Here is a 16,848-nt window from a genome sequence, read left to right on the forward strand (position 1 = left end):
AAGCCGGAGATAGCTCCGGCTGAAGTCAAATTAGTTGGTTGTTTGGAAAGACTTGATCGTGTCCTTTATTTGTTTTTGCAAGAAGTCCGTTTGGAGTGCTTTCGGATAATTGACCATGAACAGGTAATGGCTATCTCCCTTTTGGAAGATGCACAATGTCGTTACAAAGTTTTTATACGCCCACTCTTTCCAAATCGCTTGAACCCCGTTGACAGATTCCGTCCGGCTGGCAGTCTCTTTGAAATCCGTGCCGCCGTAATCGTTACGTAATTTTTCTTGCAGCTGATCGGCAACTTCTTGGGGCGTTAAGCCAGATTGATCCGCATCATTGACAAGAAGAAGGAAATGCCCCATCCCGAACGCGTACTCCAGATCACCGTTTTTGCTTTTGGAGGCATTCAGCTTCCAATAATCAGGGATCGTAATGGTGTAGTTGTAATTCTTATTTTTTACTTCGCTTGTCTTTGAGCGGTCAAGGTTTTCCGAACTGTCTTTGATCGTCCCGATCGAAGAGGAAGGCTTGCCGATTTTTACGGATTGCAAAGTGGATTGAATGAAGTTATCGGATAGATCATCCTTATTGCTGTAATCGATAACAAGATAATATTTATAAGCGTCTTTGATAATATGCACATTCTCCGTTGCATCCCAAATGCGGTTGTCAAATGTATTCGACGTCCGTGTCACAATCGCTTGGTTCCCATCAACAACGATATTTCGCGCCGAATCCATTTTACTATACGCGGAAGCGTATACCTGCGTATAATTGTTGGCGTCGCGGTCCGACCATTTCTGCAGCGTATCGCTCTCCGATTTGGAAGTCACTTTGTAGCTGATGCTTGTTTTTTTCTTTGGATCTGTAAACTGAATCATTCCGCTGTCGCTGCCGGATTTCGACCACTCGGCTGGGATTTTGAGCGTAATCCCATACGTTTCGTCGGTATATGTGCGTAAACCGCCCTTGACCGTTGAAAGGTCTTTTAACGTTTTATCACTTGAATCAAAAGACAATTGAAAGCTGTTTAAAAGATCCTGATAAGCATTGTGCTTCGCGGTAACTTTGTCATTCTCTTCCTTTTCAATCGTGAAAATAACAATATACACCTTATCACCGCTTTGATAAGCGCGATACTCATAAAGCGCATTATCGTACTTGGATTTAAGCAGCGCGTAAGGGCGCGTACCGCCGGAAACATATTTTTTTTCTAAAATCGATTCATCATCCGTTTGATCCACCAGCAAATCCAGCAAAGCATCCTCGGACATATTCTCGGTCATATCCGACTTCACCGATACGGTAATACGGTACTCGCCATTGGCATCATCGAAGGCTACACGATCCTCTTTAAAGCTCTGATAATCCTTAACCAGACCCGTCGGATATTTCAAGGACCAGCCATAATAGCTATTGCCGATATGCGTCTTGCCTAAATCCGAATCGATGCCTTCCAGAGCCGTGCCCGCTGCGCGCGTGCTGGAAATCGAAATCGTAGAAGTCGCTTCATCGAACTGTACGTTGGCTCCGAATTTCTCCGAAATGAAACGGAGCGGAACCATCGTCGTACCGTTTTTCAACTCAGGCGCAACCTCAATCTGTTCGTCTTTCCCATTGACTGTAGCTGTCGTACTGCCGATTTTCAAAGAAATCGCAGTGCCGTTGTAGGTAAGGCCGACCGTCTGCGTTTCCGAAGCCCAGCTTAAGGCCGCGCCGAACGCCGAAGTAATGACTCGCAATGGAACGAGTGTCACCCCATTGTTCGCATAAGGTGTTTCAACGGTAATCGATTGATCGTTAATAGTAATGTGATCTTCACCAAGCTTCAATTGGATATGAACCGATTGAGCTTGTGTTGACGAATCCGCCAATGCGCTGAGCGGTTGCATCGTGATTAGTACAAATGTTAATAAAATGAGGTAGGTATGGCGTAGTTTAATCATGAGTCACCTTCCGCGTCTATTGGGTTTGAGTAGCATCGAGCAATGTAATCTCTTTTTGGACAATGTCCCCGTTGGATTGCAGGGTCAGCGTAACGTTGTCTCCAGGAACGAATTGTTTCAAAAGCTCATTCAAATCAACGAGCGTTTTCACATTGGAATTGTTGACGGAATACAGGACATCGCCTTCTTGAATGCCGGCAGCAGCAGCGGACGTATTCGGATCCACGCGCGAAACTTTCAGCGGCTCATCCGTTGGCAGCCCGACGACAGCGGCCCAGCTTTCCTCCACCTCCAGGCCAAGCGCTGGACGTTTGACTTTGCCATACTTCAAAAACTGGTTCAATATGTACTGTACCGTGTCTGAAGGAATGGCGAATCCGAGTCCATCGACACCTGTCGCCGACAGCTTCAATGAGTTGATGCCAATCACCTCGCCTTGCAAATTCACCAATGCGCCGCCGCTGTTGCCCGGATTAATGGCCGCATCGGTTTGGAGCAAGCGATATGTGGCGTGCAGGGAACGGTCCGTCCCGCTAATTACGCCATAAGTGACCGAATTGCGAAGGGCAAAAGACATTGGCGTACCGATCGCGACAACAGGCTCACCGACCTCAACATCGCTGCTTGAGGCAAAAGCAGCTGCGGTTAAGTTGGTGGCATTAATGCGCACGAGCGCCAAATCGCTCTCTTCGTCCAAATTTATCGTCGTTCCCGCGTTTTGCTTGCCGTCCGAGGTCACTACGATAATCTGCTTCATGTCTTCGACCACATGCGCATTCGTTATAATGAGCCCGTCGGATTGAACGACAATTCCTGTGCCATGCGCCAGATTGAAGCGGTTATCCGCGGAAGCTTGGTTACTGCTCGTCGGCTTGCCAATAATCCCCACGATGGATGGAGAAACTTTCTTCACCACGTCTGTTACACGAGATCCTGTCGTATAGGTATAATCGTTCAGATCAGCCCGGTACGCTCCGGTGCCTCCTAACGTTTTGACAACATCGGAAGCCTTCACATAAACCTCACCGTCCAGCTCTTTCGTCTGCCAATGAGAGACACTCGCCGTGTCCCCGCCGATCGAGGCTTGGTCTGCGAACACTTGCCCGTTCCCCGCAAAAAGCGCAAATGTCAGTATGGTGGATACTACATAACGAATGTTTAATTTCAAGTAACTCTCTCCCTCTCTAGTTTATGGTAATTATCCCCATCCCTATTATACATAAATATGGTAGAGAAGGTAGAAGGAATATCTTAAAGTGGATGTATATGGAAAAAGAGCTGGCGGGTGGAAACCGCTTAGCTCTTTTGGAGTTGCGCAGGCGTATCATCGCCTTTAATGCGGCATTCCCGCTTTAAAGGTGCCCGCTACTGGGCTGATCAGCGTACCGCCTTCACCCGGTACGCCAAGACAGCCGCAGAGGCGCAGCCGACCAGCAAAATGGCAAACAGGATTCGCAGCCCCATACCGTGATCGGCTGCGGCCTGAACACTGACATTCATCCGCCCGAGCAGCAAGGCGCAGAGGCCGATGCCGGCGATCTGTCCGAGGTAGCGCACCATCGCCAGCAAGCTGCCGGCCAAGCTCGCCTGGCTTCCGGGCACAGCGCCCATGATCTCGGCGTTGTTGGTGGCGTGGAACAGGCCGTTCCCGATGCCGAACACCGCCAGCTGCACCGCGATGATCATCGCGGTTACTTGCGGGGCGCATAGGATGAACAGCATCGAGACGGCGCACAGCGCCGCTCCGCCAATAATCGGCAGCGCACCGCCATATTTGTCGCGGAACCAGCCGGAGAACGGAGCGATAAGGCCCACCAGCAGCGGCTGGATCATGAGAAAGCCGCCAGAAGCGACGACCGTGAGGCTAAGCGGGCCCTGCATATAGAAGGTTAACGCGATCAACGACGCGGTCAGCGCCATATTGATAAAGAACGAGCTGAGATTGCCCGACCAGACCGGCCTTAAGCGGATCAGCGCCCGGTCGAGAATGCCGTTCTGGATACGCCTTTCATACAACCAGAACACGACCAGCAAAGCGAGGCCGCCAAGCATTGCAGCCCAAGTAGCCAGCGGCATACCGGCAGCAGCAGCAGGGTCAGCAGCGCCCCCTGTGTCTCCAGAGTCCCCATAGCCGCCAGACGCGAGCATGAGCAAAACCGTCCCTGCAGCCAAAAGCGCTGAGCCTAGAAGATCCAATGACCCCCGGTGCGCTTGAGCGCTTGACCGAGGAAAATATTTCAAACCGAGGCCGAAAGCAGCAAGCCCGATCGGCACATTAATCCAAAACAGCCATGGCCAGCCTGCCCACTCCAGGACGAAGCCGCCGATCGCCGGCCCCATCAGCGTGCCGAGGGAGATGACAACGGCATTAAGCCCGAGCGCTCTGCCCCGCTCATGGTCGGGAAACGCTTGGCGCACCATCGCTTGGCTGTTCGCCATGATCATCGCCGCCCCCAAGCCCTGCACGCAGCGCGAAATGATCATCATCGCGATCCCGTGCGACAGCGCGACGCACAATGAGCCAAGCGCGAACACGATGAAGCCTGCGCTATAGATGTGGCTGCGCTTCCAGCGGTCGGAGAGCTTTCCCAAAAAAGGCAGCAAAGCTGCCATCGTAAGCAAATAGCTGGAAGCGAGCCATTGGATTTGCGCCAAAGGCTTGGCGAATTCCCCGGCCAAAGTCGGCAGACAGACGTTGACAATGCCGACATCGAGCGTGGACATGAACGTCCCGAGGTTGACGATGAGAAGCACCATCCAGCGATAGTTCACCTTGGGATTCACATGCTGGGTCGTACGCATCACGCTGGTCATGGAGCGACGCTCACCCCGCTCTTGTAAACAGCGGCGATGCGCAGACTTGACTCCGCCTGCTGCACAAGCAGCAGATCCGCCGGAGCTCCGACCGTAAGCCCTGCCCCTACGGGTAGACCCATGCGGAGCGCCGGCCGTACGGAAGCCATGTCCCACGCTTCCCCTAGGCTGCACAGCCCATGGCTCACGAGGTGATGCACGCCGCTGACCAGCATCTTCACCGAGCCGGCCAGCAGGTGCGGCTGATCTGCCATATGCAGTCGCCCTTGCGGTGTCAGCACCACATTGCCGCCGATATGCGACTCATATGTGCCAGCCGGCATGCCGCTGAAGTGGACGGCGTCGCTGACCAGCAGCGCCTGCTCGCCTTTGACCTTCATGGCGACCTTCAAGACGGCATCGGGCAGATGGAAGCCGTCGGCGATGAGACAAGTCCACAGCGAATCTGCGGCAAGCTGCTCCCATAAATAGTTCGGATGCCGCGGAAGCACCGCGTGGGCGCCATTGCCAAAATGCGTGGACATCGCCGCGCCGGCCGCCACAGCACGCCGGATTTGCTCCGGTGAAGCGGCGGTATGTCCGATGGACACGAGCACGCCGGAATCCGTGCACCGGCGGATGAAATCTTCCGCTTCCGGCCATTCCGGAGAAACGGTGACGATCTTAATGCGCCCGCCTGCAGCCTCCTGCCAGCGCTGGAACTTGGAGAAGTCCGGCGCGCACACATGCAGCCGCGAATGAGCGCCCCGCGCACCGTCTTCCGCAGAAATAAACGGTCCCTCCAAATGAATACCGGCCACCGCTCTACCTGTGGCGGGGTCCTCTGCGCATTCCCTCGCAATCGTTCCAACCGCTTCCGTGATCGCTATCTCACTATTGGTAATAACAGTTGGAAAATAACTGGTAACCCCTTCCTTCCATAAGGCCCGCGTTACCGAAGCCGTCGTTTGCGGAGCAATGGGGAGTGTATTAAAGTCCATTCCTGCATAGCCGTTGATCTGCAAATCGACGAACCCCGGCCCCACCCATGGAAGCTGCTCGATCTCCAGCGCATCCGAATGCCCGTCTACTTCAAACTCATCCACACTTGCAATCCGCCCTTCCCGAATGGTGATGCGCACCGGGGCGCCGCTAACGTAATGGCGGCCTTGCACCTGTATTTCGATTTGTTCGATTCCCACGCCGATCAGGCTCCTCTCCAGGTTCTAAAAATAAACCCAGCGCAACATCGCGCTGGGCCGATCATCTTTATTTCTTGGTTGATTGAGCGCGGTCATAGGCTGACTTGTACACGCCGACAACTTTATCAACGCCAACTTTTTTCAACTCGTCCACGTAGTTGTTCCACTCGCCCAAATCACGTTGTCCAGTAATAAACTTGGCAAGCGCTTGGTCGCGCGTTTTTTGCAGCGTCTGTCCAACGGTCGACACGACCTCCAGCTCTTGCTGCGTCATCGCCGGACGAGGCTGCTGCTCACTGTCATAGTTGACCGCTTGCTTGTAAGCATCCTGCAGCTCTGGAGATGACAACGATAAGTGCGCGTCATAGTCGAACCAAGTGTACGTACCGTCTGTGGAAAGCCCGGTCTTCTTGCGCATATCGGACACATCGGCGTAGTTGCCGATGAATTTCTTTTTGCCATTTTCTTCGCTGTAGGTTTCGCCTTGCTTGCCCCAGCTCACCAGATCAAGCCCTTCCTTCGTATAGAAGAAATCCATGTAGTGCATGATGTCCTTAATATTTTTGGAAGTCGAAGTGACCATAATGCCATTTTCCAGGAATTGGGTGTAGGCATTTTTTTGCGGACCTCCCGGCCAGCCTGCCGGCGTCGGCATAAACAGCAAGTTGTACGACGGGTTTTGCTTGCGCATCGGCAAGTTATAGAAATCTACACGGCTAATGTAGTCGGCTGTCACAAACGAACGGTCCGTCGACATCAGATCCTGCCATTGTTTCGTATCGATCGTCAAGAAATCCGGCGGGATCAAGCCCTCTTTATAAAATTTATTCAAATACGTGATCATCTTCTTGAAATTTTCTTCAATCGGTCCATAGCGCCATTCTTTTTTATCAAAGTCAAAGTATACGTCGTTCGTGCCGTCATCACTGCCCGTTCCAAAAGCGGGAGCAAAGTTGCGCAGGTAGATCAGCCCTTGCCGCCAAGCCAGCGGATAGCTGTCCGGATAAACCTGCTTCAACGCTTTCAACGCGGTATACAGCTCATCCCAGTTCGCTGGCGCCTTCAGCCCGTTTTTCTTAAACACATCCTCGCGGTACATCCAGTTCATCCGGTTTGTCTCACCGATCCCGTGGTTGGGGAACACGTACATTTTGCCGTCGGCAGACATGGCATTCTGCGTATCCGTCGGGAATTGCTCCATCCATTTTTTCAAATTCGGCATTTCATTCAAGTAATCAAGAATGTTGACAAGCGCGCCCTGCTGCCCGAACTTATCGGCTGTTTTTTTGCTTTGGGTATAAAGCATATCCGGCATATTGCCTGAAGCGACGGTCAAGTTCAAGGCGTTATCCAGCTGCGCGTCCGGCGGAACCTGAACGTTCAAGGTCACCCCTGTTTTCTCCTTCACGTATTTCCAGACCGGCCAATCTTTGTTGTACGGCCAACTTGCGTTGGAGTAATCAAGAAAGGTGAACGTATGCTCTTTAATTGGAGCTGCGGAAGCTTTATCGGCAGGTGCGGCTGAGCCGCTTGCAGGCGCGGGGCTATTCCCTGATTGGCTGGAGCAGCCTGAAACTACAGCTACGGTGAGCACTGCGGTGAGCGCCCAATTGAAAGTCTTTTTCATAGCGATCAAACTCCCTTTTCACTGGTTTAATGGACTAGCCTTTCACTGATCCGATTAAAGCGCCCTTGACAAAATATTTTTGCAAGAACGGATACACCAAAAGAATAGGTACCGTAGAAACGATGATGGTGGCGTATTTGAGCGGCTCATCGAGCACTTGGTTGTCACCCACGTTGCTGCCGCCGTTCAAGACCATTTGCGATGCCATGACAATGTTGCGCAGCACCACTTGCAGGGGGTACAGCTGGTCATTACGCAAATATAGCAGCGCCGAATAGAAGTTGTTCCAAATACCGACGGCGTAGAAAAGACCGATTGTGGCCAGTGAGGCGGCCGATAGCGGCAGAACGATGCGGGCAAATATGCCAATTTCCGTAAGCCCGTCCAATTTCCCTGATTCTTCAAGTTCCTTGGGGAGTCCTAAAAAGAACGTCCGCATAATAATCAAGTTCCACGTGCTGATTGCAGAAGGGATAATCATGGACCAGAACGAGTCAACAAGTCCCAGACTCTTCACGACCAGGAAGGTGGGAATCATCCCGCCATTGAAAAACATCGTGAACACAATCATCAGCGTCAGCGGTTTGTGGAACATCATCTCTTTTTTCGATAAGGCATAAGCGCCAGCAGCTGTAATGAGCAGGGACAGAGGAGCACCGATCACGACATACAAGATCGTGTTGCGGTACGAAGTCCAAATGCGATCATCATGCAGCACGACGGAATAGGCATTGACATTCAGACCTTTGGGCAGCAAGCTGATTTCGTTCTTGATGACGTACACATCACTGCTGAGCGACACCGAGATCATATACAGGAACGGATAGAGGGTGGCGACAGCGACGCACAGCAGGAATAATCCGATAAGCAGACGGGATAACGACCATTTACGCTTCAACTGGCATCCTCCTTTACCATAAACTCGTTTCGCTGACCTTACGTCCGGCATAGTTAGCCGCAAAAATAAAGATCAAGCTGACAACGCCAGTGAATAAATCAACTGCGGTACCGTAACTGTAATTGCCCAGTGTAAGCCCCATCCGATAGACAAACGTGCTGAAAATATCACCGGCATCATACGTAGCCGGGTTCATCAATAGAAACACTTTCTCGAATCCGATGTCGATAATGTGGCCGATATTCAAAATCAGCATAATGACCATCGCCGGCATAATACCCGGAATTGTCACGTTCCAGAGCTGCTTCCAACGGGTTGCGCCGTCGATCGCTGCCGCCTCATACAGCTGCGGATCAATGGCAGTGAGCGCCGCCAAGAAAATGATCGAGCCCCAGCCAGCATGCTGCCAAATGTCAGCTAGCACATAAATCGGCCGAAACCATTCAGGCTGCACGAGCAGATTCACCGGCTGCCAGCCAAGCAGCTTGACGAAGTGGGCTACGATTCCAGTCGTCGGCGACAAGAACATGACGACCATCCCGATGACGACAACGTTGGAAATAAAATGCGGCACATAGCTGACCGTTTGGACAAAACGTTTGAAGAACAAGTTCTTGACTTCGTTGAGGCAGAGCGCAAGGATGACGGGGACCGGGAAGCCGAATATGACAGTGGATACGCCGAGCAGGAACGTATTGCGGAACAGTTTAAGAAAATCCGGACTTTCGAAAAACATCTTGTAATATTTGAGGCCGACCCATGGACTGGCCCACACGCCTTTGAACAAGTTGTAATCCTTGAACGAAATGACCAAGCCGAACATCGGCAAATATTTGAACAGCACGTAATAGATGAAGCATGGCAGGAATAAAATCAGCAAATATTTGCTGCGATTCAGGCGCTTCAAGAAGAGCGAACGCTTATTGGTCGGCGCGCTTATTGGCAGCGCATCAGTTTTTACTTCAATGGCAGCATTAACCGGTTCCATGCGCATCCCCTCTTTCTTCTGGCACCTCCCCATAGGAGTCCGTATCGACATACAACGTACAGGATGGATGACTGCGCAGAATAGTGGCAGGGCACGCCGTCGACACGCCGTCGCTTAGTGTCCTGCGCACCGCTTCATGCTTAGTTGGTCCCGGCACCATGCAGAACAGGTGCTTGCCGGAGAGCAGCGCCGGAATTGTCAGGGTTAGCGCATGCGTTGGAACGTCCTTGAACCGGGGAAAACAGCCGTCATGCACTTGCTGTCTGCGGCAGGCGTCATCGAGCTCTACCGGTTTCACCCAAGCCTGGTCTTGAAAATCGGCAACAGGCGGATCATTAAACGCGATGTGCCCGTTCTCGCCGATGCCGAGGCATACGATATCGATCGGTTTGGCCCGCAGCAGCGCCTCATAGCGAGCGCATTCGGCGGCAATGTCGTTCGTGCTGTCGATCCGATGAACGGCGGCGAACGGCACCTGGCTGAACAACCGCTCCGTCAGGAAGCTGCCGAACGATTGGGGTGCGTCTGCCGCAAGCCCGATGTATTCATCCATGTGAAGGGCGGTAATGCGCTGCCAGTCGATCCCTTCCTCGCGAATCAGCGTCTCGAGGAATTCGTTCTGCGAAGGCGCCGCAGCGAACACCATCACGAGTGCCTCTTGTTCGCCCTGCAGCTTCCTGATGGCCGCCGCCGCTTGCGCAGCAGCTGCTGCGCCCAGCGACCGGCGGTCAGAATACACTTGCACGTTCAATAGTTCCACAGTTTGCGTTAAAATCGGTTGCGTTTGCAGCTTCATTGTCTTTTCCCCTTCCTCGGTTCAAATCCTTTAGGCTAAGCGCCAACTTCCGCAAGCAAATCCAGCAAGCTGCGCACGCACTGCTCGGAAGCTTCTTTACCGCCGTCCGAGAACGAAGCTCCCATCGGGCGTTTCAATTGCTCTTCGGTCAATACGCTATGCAGCCGATAATGCGTCTCTACGACGAGGTAACCGTCATAACCGGTACGCAGCAGCCGGCGGAAAAGCCCTCTGTAATCGACGAGCCCGCTACCGATCGCCACCGCCTCAATACCGGAGTCCGTCTTGACGGCGTCTTTCAAATGAATATGGCGAATCCGCTCCTGCAGGTAATCATAACCATCCGGATAGGGAGTCTCGCCATCAGGGTCCCACAGATCGTTGCCGGGATCGTAGAGCGCCTTCACCGCAGGCGACGCGACCTCGTCAATGAGGCGCGCGACTTTGCGGGCGTTGCTGGCGTAGACGCTCGGATCGAACTCCAGCACGAACGTCAGCCCCGCCTGTTCGAAGATCGGCGCGATCCGCTGAAGCTGCCGGACAATGCCCGGCAGCTCTGCCTCAAACGGCGCCCGCGCCCAGAAGCTGAACCCGCGAATCAGCTTTGTATTCAAGCGCTGTGCTATGGCGATATATCGCTGGGCCAGCGCGATATGGCTCTCCAGCTCGGCTTCCTGATCGAGTTCGCATTTGAAGATCGGCGCGGACAAGCCGCATAATTCAAGTCCGCTGTCTGCGATCAGCGAGCGGATCTCCTCGATCTCCGCATCTTCCATTTGATGGAGCAGTTTATTATTTACAGAGCGAAGCTCCAGTGCTTGCAGCCCGAACTGCTGGGCAAAAGCGATGGCCTCGCGCAAATCTTGCGACACCTCATCGGTGATTATCCCTAAGCGAAACCGGCTCATAGCTGCACCGGCAATCCCGTTTCCCGGCTCTCATTGGCAGCCTCCAGGAAGCGAATGATTTCCAGCGTCTCGCCTGCGTCAATGTCAGGTACGCCCGTTGTAAACATCCGCATCACTTGTTCCAGCAGGCTGGCATAATACGGTTTGGCCACAGATGCCGTGTTGACGAACTGCGTGCTTTTCTCGCGATGGACGAGTCCCCCGAACGTCTTATTCCCCCGGCGGTTGCCGCGAATCGTGCCGACACGGCCATCCGCCCATACCCCGACGACTTGATCGTGATCGGCGTTCGTCGTCGTCTGCACATATTGGCAGCCCGTGCCCATCGTGCGGAACAGCATTTCCGCCGTATGGATGCCGTACCAATAAAAGCCCGGCTGGGTCGGCTGAATCTCAAGCGGCCCATAGTAGTCAGCGCCGATGACAGCGCCGTGATCTTTATCCTGCAGAGCTGCAGTCAGCGCATCCGCATAGCGCAGCGCCGAGCAGCTCATCATCGGGAAGCCGTACTCCCGGCTCAGCGCTGCCATGGCTCGAGCGTCCTCGGAGCACACCGCAAACGGCTTGTCGACAAACACCGGCTTGCGCAAAGAGGCGATTGCTTGCAGCTGCTGCAAATGCACACGGCCATCCACCGACAGCAGCAGCACCGCATCGCTGCGCTCGGCCACTTCAGCCGGGGCGTCCACGATGCTCACGCCATAATTGTCTTCCAGGTCCTGGCGAAAGCCAGGCAGTCGCGACCAACTGAGCTCAAAATCCGGCGAGCCTCCAGGATAGGCAGCGACAATGCGCCCTCCCGGCACGTGATATTGCTGTGTAGGGTCATTTAACAGCTTTGCAAAAGCTGAAACATGCGAAGTATCCAGCCCAATTATGCCAATTTTTAACGTAGGTTCCACCACGAGCACATCCTTCCGTTAATTCAAATGTATTTCTTTGCCTGTCCGCGCCGATTCGTAAATCGCCAGAATCAGGTCGACCGATTTTCTTGCTTCTTCACCGTTCACCAACGGCTCCCTGTTTTCCTTCACGGCTTTCAAAATGTCATCTACAAAAATGTAATGACCGTCCGATGACATGTCCTCAGGCTTCGTTCCACTCATCGTCGATAGGGCACCTACCTCTGGCGCCCCTTCATCGGAACCTAGCATTTTCCATTGTTTGATGCCGCTGTCCGCCACAATGATGGTGCCCTTCTCGCCGTGCAGCTCGAAACGCGTCTCCTGATTCGGGTACACCGAGGTTGTGCCCTGAATCACGCCGTAGGCGCCGTTCTTGTACTTCAGCACTGCGACAGCCGTATCCTCGACTTCGATGTCGCGCAGCAGCGGGGCCGCATAAGCGAACACCGAAGCGACGCCGCCCATCAAATATTGGATCACATCAACGCCGTGAACGCCTTGATTCATGAGCGCCCCGCCGCCGTCCCACTGCCAAGTACCGCGCCAGCCGGCGCTCTTGTAATATTCCGGGCTGCGGTAATATTTCAGATAAGCATCGCCAAGCACCAGCTTGCCGAGCTTATTGTCGCCGATGGCTTGGCGTGCAGCTATAACCGACGGCATGACGCGCCGCTGAAAGACGCAGCCGAGCTTTACGTTATTGGCGCGGACGGCAGCGATCATCTGTGACATTTTGTCGGAAGTAATATCCAGCGGTTTCTCGCAAAGAATATGCTTGCCCGCCTGCGCTGCGGCGATCGTCACTTCGGCGTGCATGCCGCTCGGCACACAGACGGACACGACATCGACATCATCGCGCTTTAGCATTTCCTTGTAATCGGCGTATACGTGCGGAATCCCATATTCATCTGCCATAGATTGCGCTTTATCCTGGATGACGTCCGAGATCGCAACAAGCTCTGCTTCTGGATGATGAGCGATGGCTCTGGCGTGAAAAGGCGAGATGACGCCTGCGCCAACGATGGCAAAACGGATTTTTGACATTTGATCACCTCATAGCGTTATTGGTTTACACAGTCTGTTCCTTCCCGGTTAAATGGGAGGTGTAAATTCCTTCCAGGACTTCGTTGATCGTCCGCGCATAAGCCCCGGAACACTCCAAAGGCCTCGCCCCTTCGATCGCATCGGCGAGATCCTCCAGCTGCAGCACGTACGGATCCGCAGCCTGTGGGAGCGGCACCTGGCGGTAACTGCCGTTATCGCTGATCCAGAGCCCCTTCCCTGTCATGAGCTTCAGCATGCCGTCCGTAAAGATCAGGTGCGTCTCGTTCACAGGCACGCCCTTATAGCCGGATTGCACGATCGTCGCCGGAATGCCGGCTTCTGTCGTGGCGTAAATGCTACCGCTTCCTTCGACATCTCCCCGGTCCGCGTAATAGGTCAGCTGGGCCCGGACCGAACGGATGCGGCTGTCCAGCAGCCACTGGATTTTGTCCACAGAATGCGCGCCCAGATTCGTGATGATGCCGCCGCCGGCCTTCGCTTTGGACAGAAACCAATCCGGCCGCGACTCCACAAAATAATGCTGATGCCGCACATCACTAATCATGACCAGCTTGCCCAGGTCACCGCGATGCAAAATTTCCTTCGCCATCCGGTTCTCCGCAAAATAATGCTGCGTTAACCCGATCATCAGCTGTACCTCTTGCTTCGCTGCCGCTGCAATCATCTCGTCGCATTCGGCGACGGTGAGCGCCATCGGCTTTTCCATCAACATGTGGCAGCCCGCTTCTGCGCAATCCAGCGCAGCCTGCTTATGAAGAAAGTGTGGCAGGGCCACGATCGCCACATCCGCTTGTTCCCACTGCAGCATCGTTCTGTAATCGGTATACGCTTTCAATCCATATCGCTCCGCTACCTCATGCGCTCTGTCTTGCTGCACATCAGCGACAGCGACGGCTTGCAGGCGGTTTATTTGTGCAATGGCCTGCAAATGGGCATCCACGATTTTGCCTGCCCCTATGACGACTACCCGCAGCATCGTTCGTTCTCCCCCCTATTTGGTTAGCGTTGGTTGCCATGCCCTGATTGTATGCGGATCAGCGCTCGCTGCCTATCCCCGCTATTTCATCTGGCTACCCTTATTTCGAAAATCCATAAAACAGTGAAGAATCCGAAAAAAAGATGATTGCCAGCTGGAAGCCACTGCATTTCCAAAGCCGGCGATCTCAGTTATAATTTATTTGTAAACACGGATCGGCTAATTGAAGGAAGGAGGCGACCTCGTTCATGATGCTCTCTAATTTCAAGCTCCGAGTAACTGCGAATTCCTTGTTCATCCGGTTGTTCGCCAGCTTTCTTATCGTTGTCGTTATCCTCGTTTCCTTTAATTTCTTCTCCTTGACCTTCTCCAAGAACAAAGTCCGGGACGAAGTCATTAACTACAACACCTTAAATTTGAGATCGACAACGGACAATTATGAGAAAGAATTCGAGCTGATCAAGAACCAACTGCTCAATTTTTATTTCAATGAGAACGTGCAGCTCTTGTATTTCGGCGGGAGCTCCATCAACTATGACATTGCTGCCAAGACCATGCAGGACATCCGCCAAATCACAGTAAACCCCCTGCTTTTTTTGGATAACTTAATCCTTTATTACAAAAAGCCCTCGCTTGTGCTGGACAAAAACTCTATGACCACAGACAGCACGTTTTTCAAAAAATTTTACTCTAGCAAAGACTATCCGCTTGCCTTCTGGCAGTCACAATTCCAAAATCAGACGAATTTTCGCGTTTATGCACCATCCGATTTTTACGATATTCCATTCGCTAATGATTACAATTCTTTAGGTCAAGCTTTTCCAGTCGTTGTTAAAAACAGTTGGTCCCAGGATTTTTATATGGCTGCTTTTCTCGATATGCGTAAAATGTTTCAAGCATACCACTTGTCGATCAATGACAATTTCTTCATTCTGGACGCGGACGGCAAGCAATTGTTCACCTCCTCTACGGACGCCAATCTCGGCGCGCCCCCGGCCTACGACTCAGCTAAAGCGTATACTAAGAAAGATAATTACTATTACTTTTACCGCAAAGGGTCTGTTTCCGGGCTGATTTATGTGAACGTCGTACCCGACGCCTTCATTGCCTCTCAAGTCAAATTGAATGTCTCACTCGTTTCGCTGCTCATTATTTCCTTGGGCATCAGTATCGTCGCCTCTCTGCTCTTCAGCTTCGGCTTCCATCAACCGATTCGGCGCATGGTCGCTTCCTTTAAGCAAGCCAATTCGTCGGTTCCGATTCACAGCGGCATTCGCGAGTTCAACCAGCTCGGCAGCCAGATCAACCGCATCCACGAGGATTTGAACCGTAAAAATTCGCAGCTGCAAAGCTTCGCCTATATAAGCAGTGTCAAAAAAATACGCAGCAATCTGGAGATGGATTTCGTCGACAGGCCTTATGTGATCGTTCTTTTTGAATTAACGTACATGAAACGCGGTGAAGACTATAAGCGAATTGAGCAAAATTGGTCCTATTATATGAGGCAATTCATTGAGCTCGAATTCAAAAAACATTATCCTGAATCCCTGACATTTCAGATTGAATCCAGCCGAATTCTCAGCGTCTCCTTCATGGAGGAAAGCGATCATTCCGCTTTGAAGCAATTGTTATGTCAAATGAAGCACATTTTCGACTTTGATAAGGAAGAGGTCTACGTCACGATGGTGATCAGCCCCTTCTACACGAGTGCAGCGCAAATGACTGAAGCTTACGACGAAGCGCTCAAACTAAGCAAAAAGCGCCGTCTCAATAACGAGACGCAAATTATCGATTGCATGGATGCGCCGGAGCCAGGGCCGGTATCGATCTTCCTCCCGCCGCAGCAGGAACAGGAGTTCACTGTCAATTTGCAGGCCGGTAATGAAGTCGAGACGCTCCAGATCGTGAACCGCTTCCTCGCCCAGCTGCACAAAAAAGCGGCGACTTCGCTGCAGTTCTACCATTTCGCCGATGAAATCATTCATAAGACGCTGAAAATATTAACGGCCATCCAGGCGGATTTCAGCCATTTGGGGGAGCAGACCGCACTTCGCGAGCAGATCTTCGACTGTCACACGTATGAACAGCTCGCCGCCTACCTGGAGAAGTTTCTGACCGCAGCGGTGGAGCTGATTCATCAGAAAAAGGATGAGCGCGATCCGATCACGGACTTTGTTTTCAATCATTTGGAAAATAATTACAGCGGCGATATTACTTTGGAACTCGTTGCCGATAAGCTCAATATTTCGAGCGGCTATTTATCGACGTATTTCAAAGATAAGACCGGCGTCAACTTCATCGACTACTTGAACGATCTGCGGATCCGCAAAGCCAAAGAGATGCTGCTCGAACCAGGCTCGCTGATCCAGGACGTCGCCCGCAAGGCGGGGTACCAAAACATGAACTCATTCAATCGCATGTTCAAAAAGTTTTCCGGCATTACGCCGAGCGAGTTCCGGAAGCAGGCGCTGCCTTAGGCGGCGAGGCTTGGGTGTCTTAGTCACTGCAGAGCGGAAAATCTGCTCTGCAAGCCGCTTGGGCGGGCGGCTCCTCCGCTGTAGTCCGGAAAATCCGGACTACAGCATGCTCGTCTCGACGGCCAGCGCTCTCTAGTCCGGTTTTGCCCAGCTGCAGCAGGCCCTGGCGGGGCTGCGCCGCGAATCCGCGCCGCTAAGCCGGCAAAATCGGACTGCAGCGCGGTTTGGTCGCGCCTCCTCCGCTGTAGTCCGGAAAAACCGGACTACAGCATGCT

The 16,848-nt window shown here is 52.8% G+C and carries 13 protein-coding genes; 1 reads left to right on the top strand and 12 read right to left on the bottom strand.

Annotated features, from left to right (window positions below; translation table 11 throughout):
• Positions 1 to 30: 30 nt before the first annotated feature.
• From O9139_RS33080 to O9139_RS33135, 12 genes are all read right to left on the bottom strand, one after another.
• Positions 31 to 1,938, bottom strand: coding sequence for a copper amine oxidase N-terminal domain-containing protein (locus O9139_RS33080; RefSeq protein WP_270886000.1), 1,908 nt, complete (start codon positions 1,936 to 1,938; stop codon positions 31 to 33).
• A 16-nt stretch (positions 1,939 to 1,954) separates the two neighbouring features.
• Positions 1,955 to 3,106: a S1C family serine protease gene (locus tag O9139_RS33085; RefSeq protein ID WP_270886001.1), complete on the bottom strand. Its 1,152-nt coding sequence runs from the start codon at positions 3,104 to 3,106 to the stop codon at positions 1,955 to 1,957.
• 209 nt (positions 3,107 to 3,315) lie between these two features.
• A complete protein-coding gene (locus O9139_RS33090; protein WP_270886002.1) occupies positions 3,316 to 4,752 on the bottom strand; it encodes an MFS transporter in 1,437 nt (478 codons plus the stop codon).
• On the bottom strand, positions 4,749 to 5,933 hold the full coding sequence (locus O9139_RS33095; RefSeq protein WP_270886003.1) for an N-acetylglucosamine-6-phosphate deacetylase: 1,185 nt from the start codon (positions 5,931 to 5,933) through the stop codon (positions 4,749 to 4,751). The genes O9139_RS33090 and O9139_RS33095 overlap by 4 nt, the downstream gene beginning before the upstream one ends.
• A gap of 67 nt (positions 5,934 to 6,000) precedes the next feature.
• Positions 6,001 to 7,560: an extracellular solute-binding protein gene (locus O9139_RS33100; protein WP_270886004.1), complete on the bottom strand. Its 1,560-nt coding sequence runs from the start codon at positions 7,558 to 7,560 to the stop codon at positions 6,001 to 6,003.
• 34 nt (positions 7,561 to 7,594) lie between these two features.
• Positions 7,595 to 8,458 (bottom strand): carbohydrate ABC transporter permease, encoded by an 864-nt coding sequence (locus O9139_RS33105; RefSeq protein ID WP_270886005.1) that lies wholly within the window; start codon positions 8,456 to 8,458, stop codon positions 7,595 to 7,597.
• Between the two features lie 13 nt (positions 8,459 to 8,471).
• Positions 8,472 to 9,446 carry an ABC transporter permease gene (locus O9139_RS33110; RefSeq protein WP_270886006.1) on the bottom strand — a complete coding sequence of 325 codons (975 nt, stop codon included), beginning with the start codon at positions 9,444 to 9,446 and terminating at the stop codon, positions 8,472 to 8,474.
• Positions 9,433 to 10,242 (bottom strand): glucosamine-6-phosphate deaminase, encoded by an 810-nt coding sequence (locus O9139_RS33115; RefSeq protein WP_270886007.1) that lies wholly within the window; start codon positions 10,240 to 10,242, stop codon positions 9,433 to 9,435. The genes O9139_RS33110 and O9139_RS33115 overlap by 14 nt, the downstream gene beginning before the upstream one ends.
• Before the next feature lie 35 nt (positions 10,243 to 10,277).
• Positions 10,278 to 11,150: a sugar phosphate isomerase/epimerase family protein gene (locus O9139_RS33120; RefSeq protein WP_270886008.1), complete on the bottom strand. Its 873-nt coding sequence runs from the start codon at positions 11,148 to 11,150 to the stop codon at positions 10,278 to 10,280.
• Complete coding sequence (locus O9139_RS33125) at positions 11,147 to 12,052, bottom strand: Gfo/Idh/MocA family protein (RefSeq protein ID WP_333743161.1); 906 nt, start codon at positions 12,050 to 12,052, stop codon at positions 11,147 to 11,149. Before O9139_RS33125 ends, O9139_RS33120 begins: the two co-directional genes overlap by 4 nt.
• A gap of 18 nt (positions 12,053 to 12,070) precedes the next feature.
• Entirely contained in the window at positions 12,071 to 13,099 is a 1,029-nt protein-coding gene (locus O9139_RS33130; RefSeq protein ID WP_270886010.1) for a Gfo/Idh/MocA family protein, read from the bottom strand.
• Between the two features lie 25 nt (positions 13,100 to 13,124).
• Positions 13,125 to 14,096, bottom strand: a complete 972-nt coding sequence (locus O9139_RS33135) for a Gfo/Idh/MocA family protein (RefSeq protein ID WP_270886011.1) — start codon at positions 14,094 to 14,096, stop codon at positions 13,125 to 13,127.
• Positions 14,097 to 14,344: 248 nt separating this feature from the next.
• On the opposite strand from O9139_RS33135, the gene O9139_RS33140 reads away from it, so the two are divergent.
• Positions 14,345 to 16,573 carry an AraC family transcriptional regulator gene (locus O9139_RS33140; protein WP_270886012.1) on the top strand — a complete coding sequence of 743 codons (2,229 nt, stop codon included), beginning with the start codon at positions 14,345 to 14,347 and terminating at the stop codon, positions 16,571 to 16,573.
• The last annotated feature ends 275 nt before the right edge of the window (positions 16,574 to 16,848 follow it).

Origin of the sequence: Paenibacillus aestuarii, from assembly GCF_027789125.1 — a bacterium.
Lineage (GTDB): Bacteria > Bacillota > Bacilli > Paenibacillales > NBRC-103111 > Paenibacillus_E > Paenibacillus_E aestuarii.

Coding starts and splice junctions, on each gene's coding strand:
- O9139_RS33135 (WP_270886011.1), bottom strand. CDS start 14,096: ATGCTGCGGGTAGTCGTCATAGGGGCAGGCAAAATCGTGGATGCCCAT.
- O9139_RS33100 (WP_270886004.1), bottom strand. CDS start 7,560: ATGAAAAAGACTTTCAATTGGGCGCTCACCGCAGTGCTCACCGTAGCT.
- O9139_RS33090 (WP_270886002.1), bottom strand. CDS start 4,752: ATGACCAGCGTGATGCGTACGACCCAGCATGTGAATCCCAAGGTGAAC.
- O9139_RS33120 (WP_270886008.1), bottom strand. CDS start 11,150: ATGAGCCGGTTTCGCTTAGGGATAATCACCGATGAGGTGTCGCAAGAT.
- O9139_RS33140 (WP_270886012.1), top strand. CDS start 14,345: ATGATGCTCTCTAATTTCAAGCTCCGAGTAACTGCGAATTCCTTGTTC.
- O9139_RS33080 (WP_270886000.1), bottom strand. CDS start 1,938: ATGATTAAACTACGCCATACCTACCTCATTTTATTAACATTTGTACTA.
- O9139_RS33130 (WP_270886010.1), bottom strand. CDS start 13,099: ATGTCAAAAATCCGTTTTGCCATCGTTGGCGCAGGCGTCATCTCGCCT.
- O9139_RS33110 (WP_270886006.1), bottom strand. CDS start 9,446: ATGGAACCGGTTAATGCTGCCATTGAAGTAAAAACTGATGCGCTGCCA.
- O9139_RS33115 (WP_270886007.1), bottom strand. CDS start 10,242: ATGAAGCTGCAAACGCAACCGATTTTAACGCAAACTGTGGAACTATTG.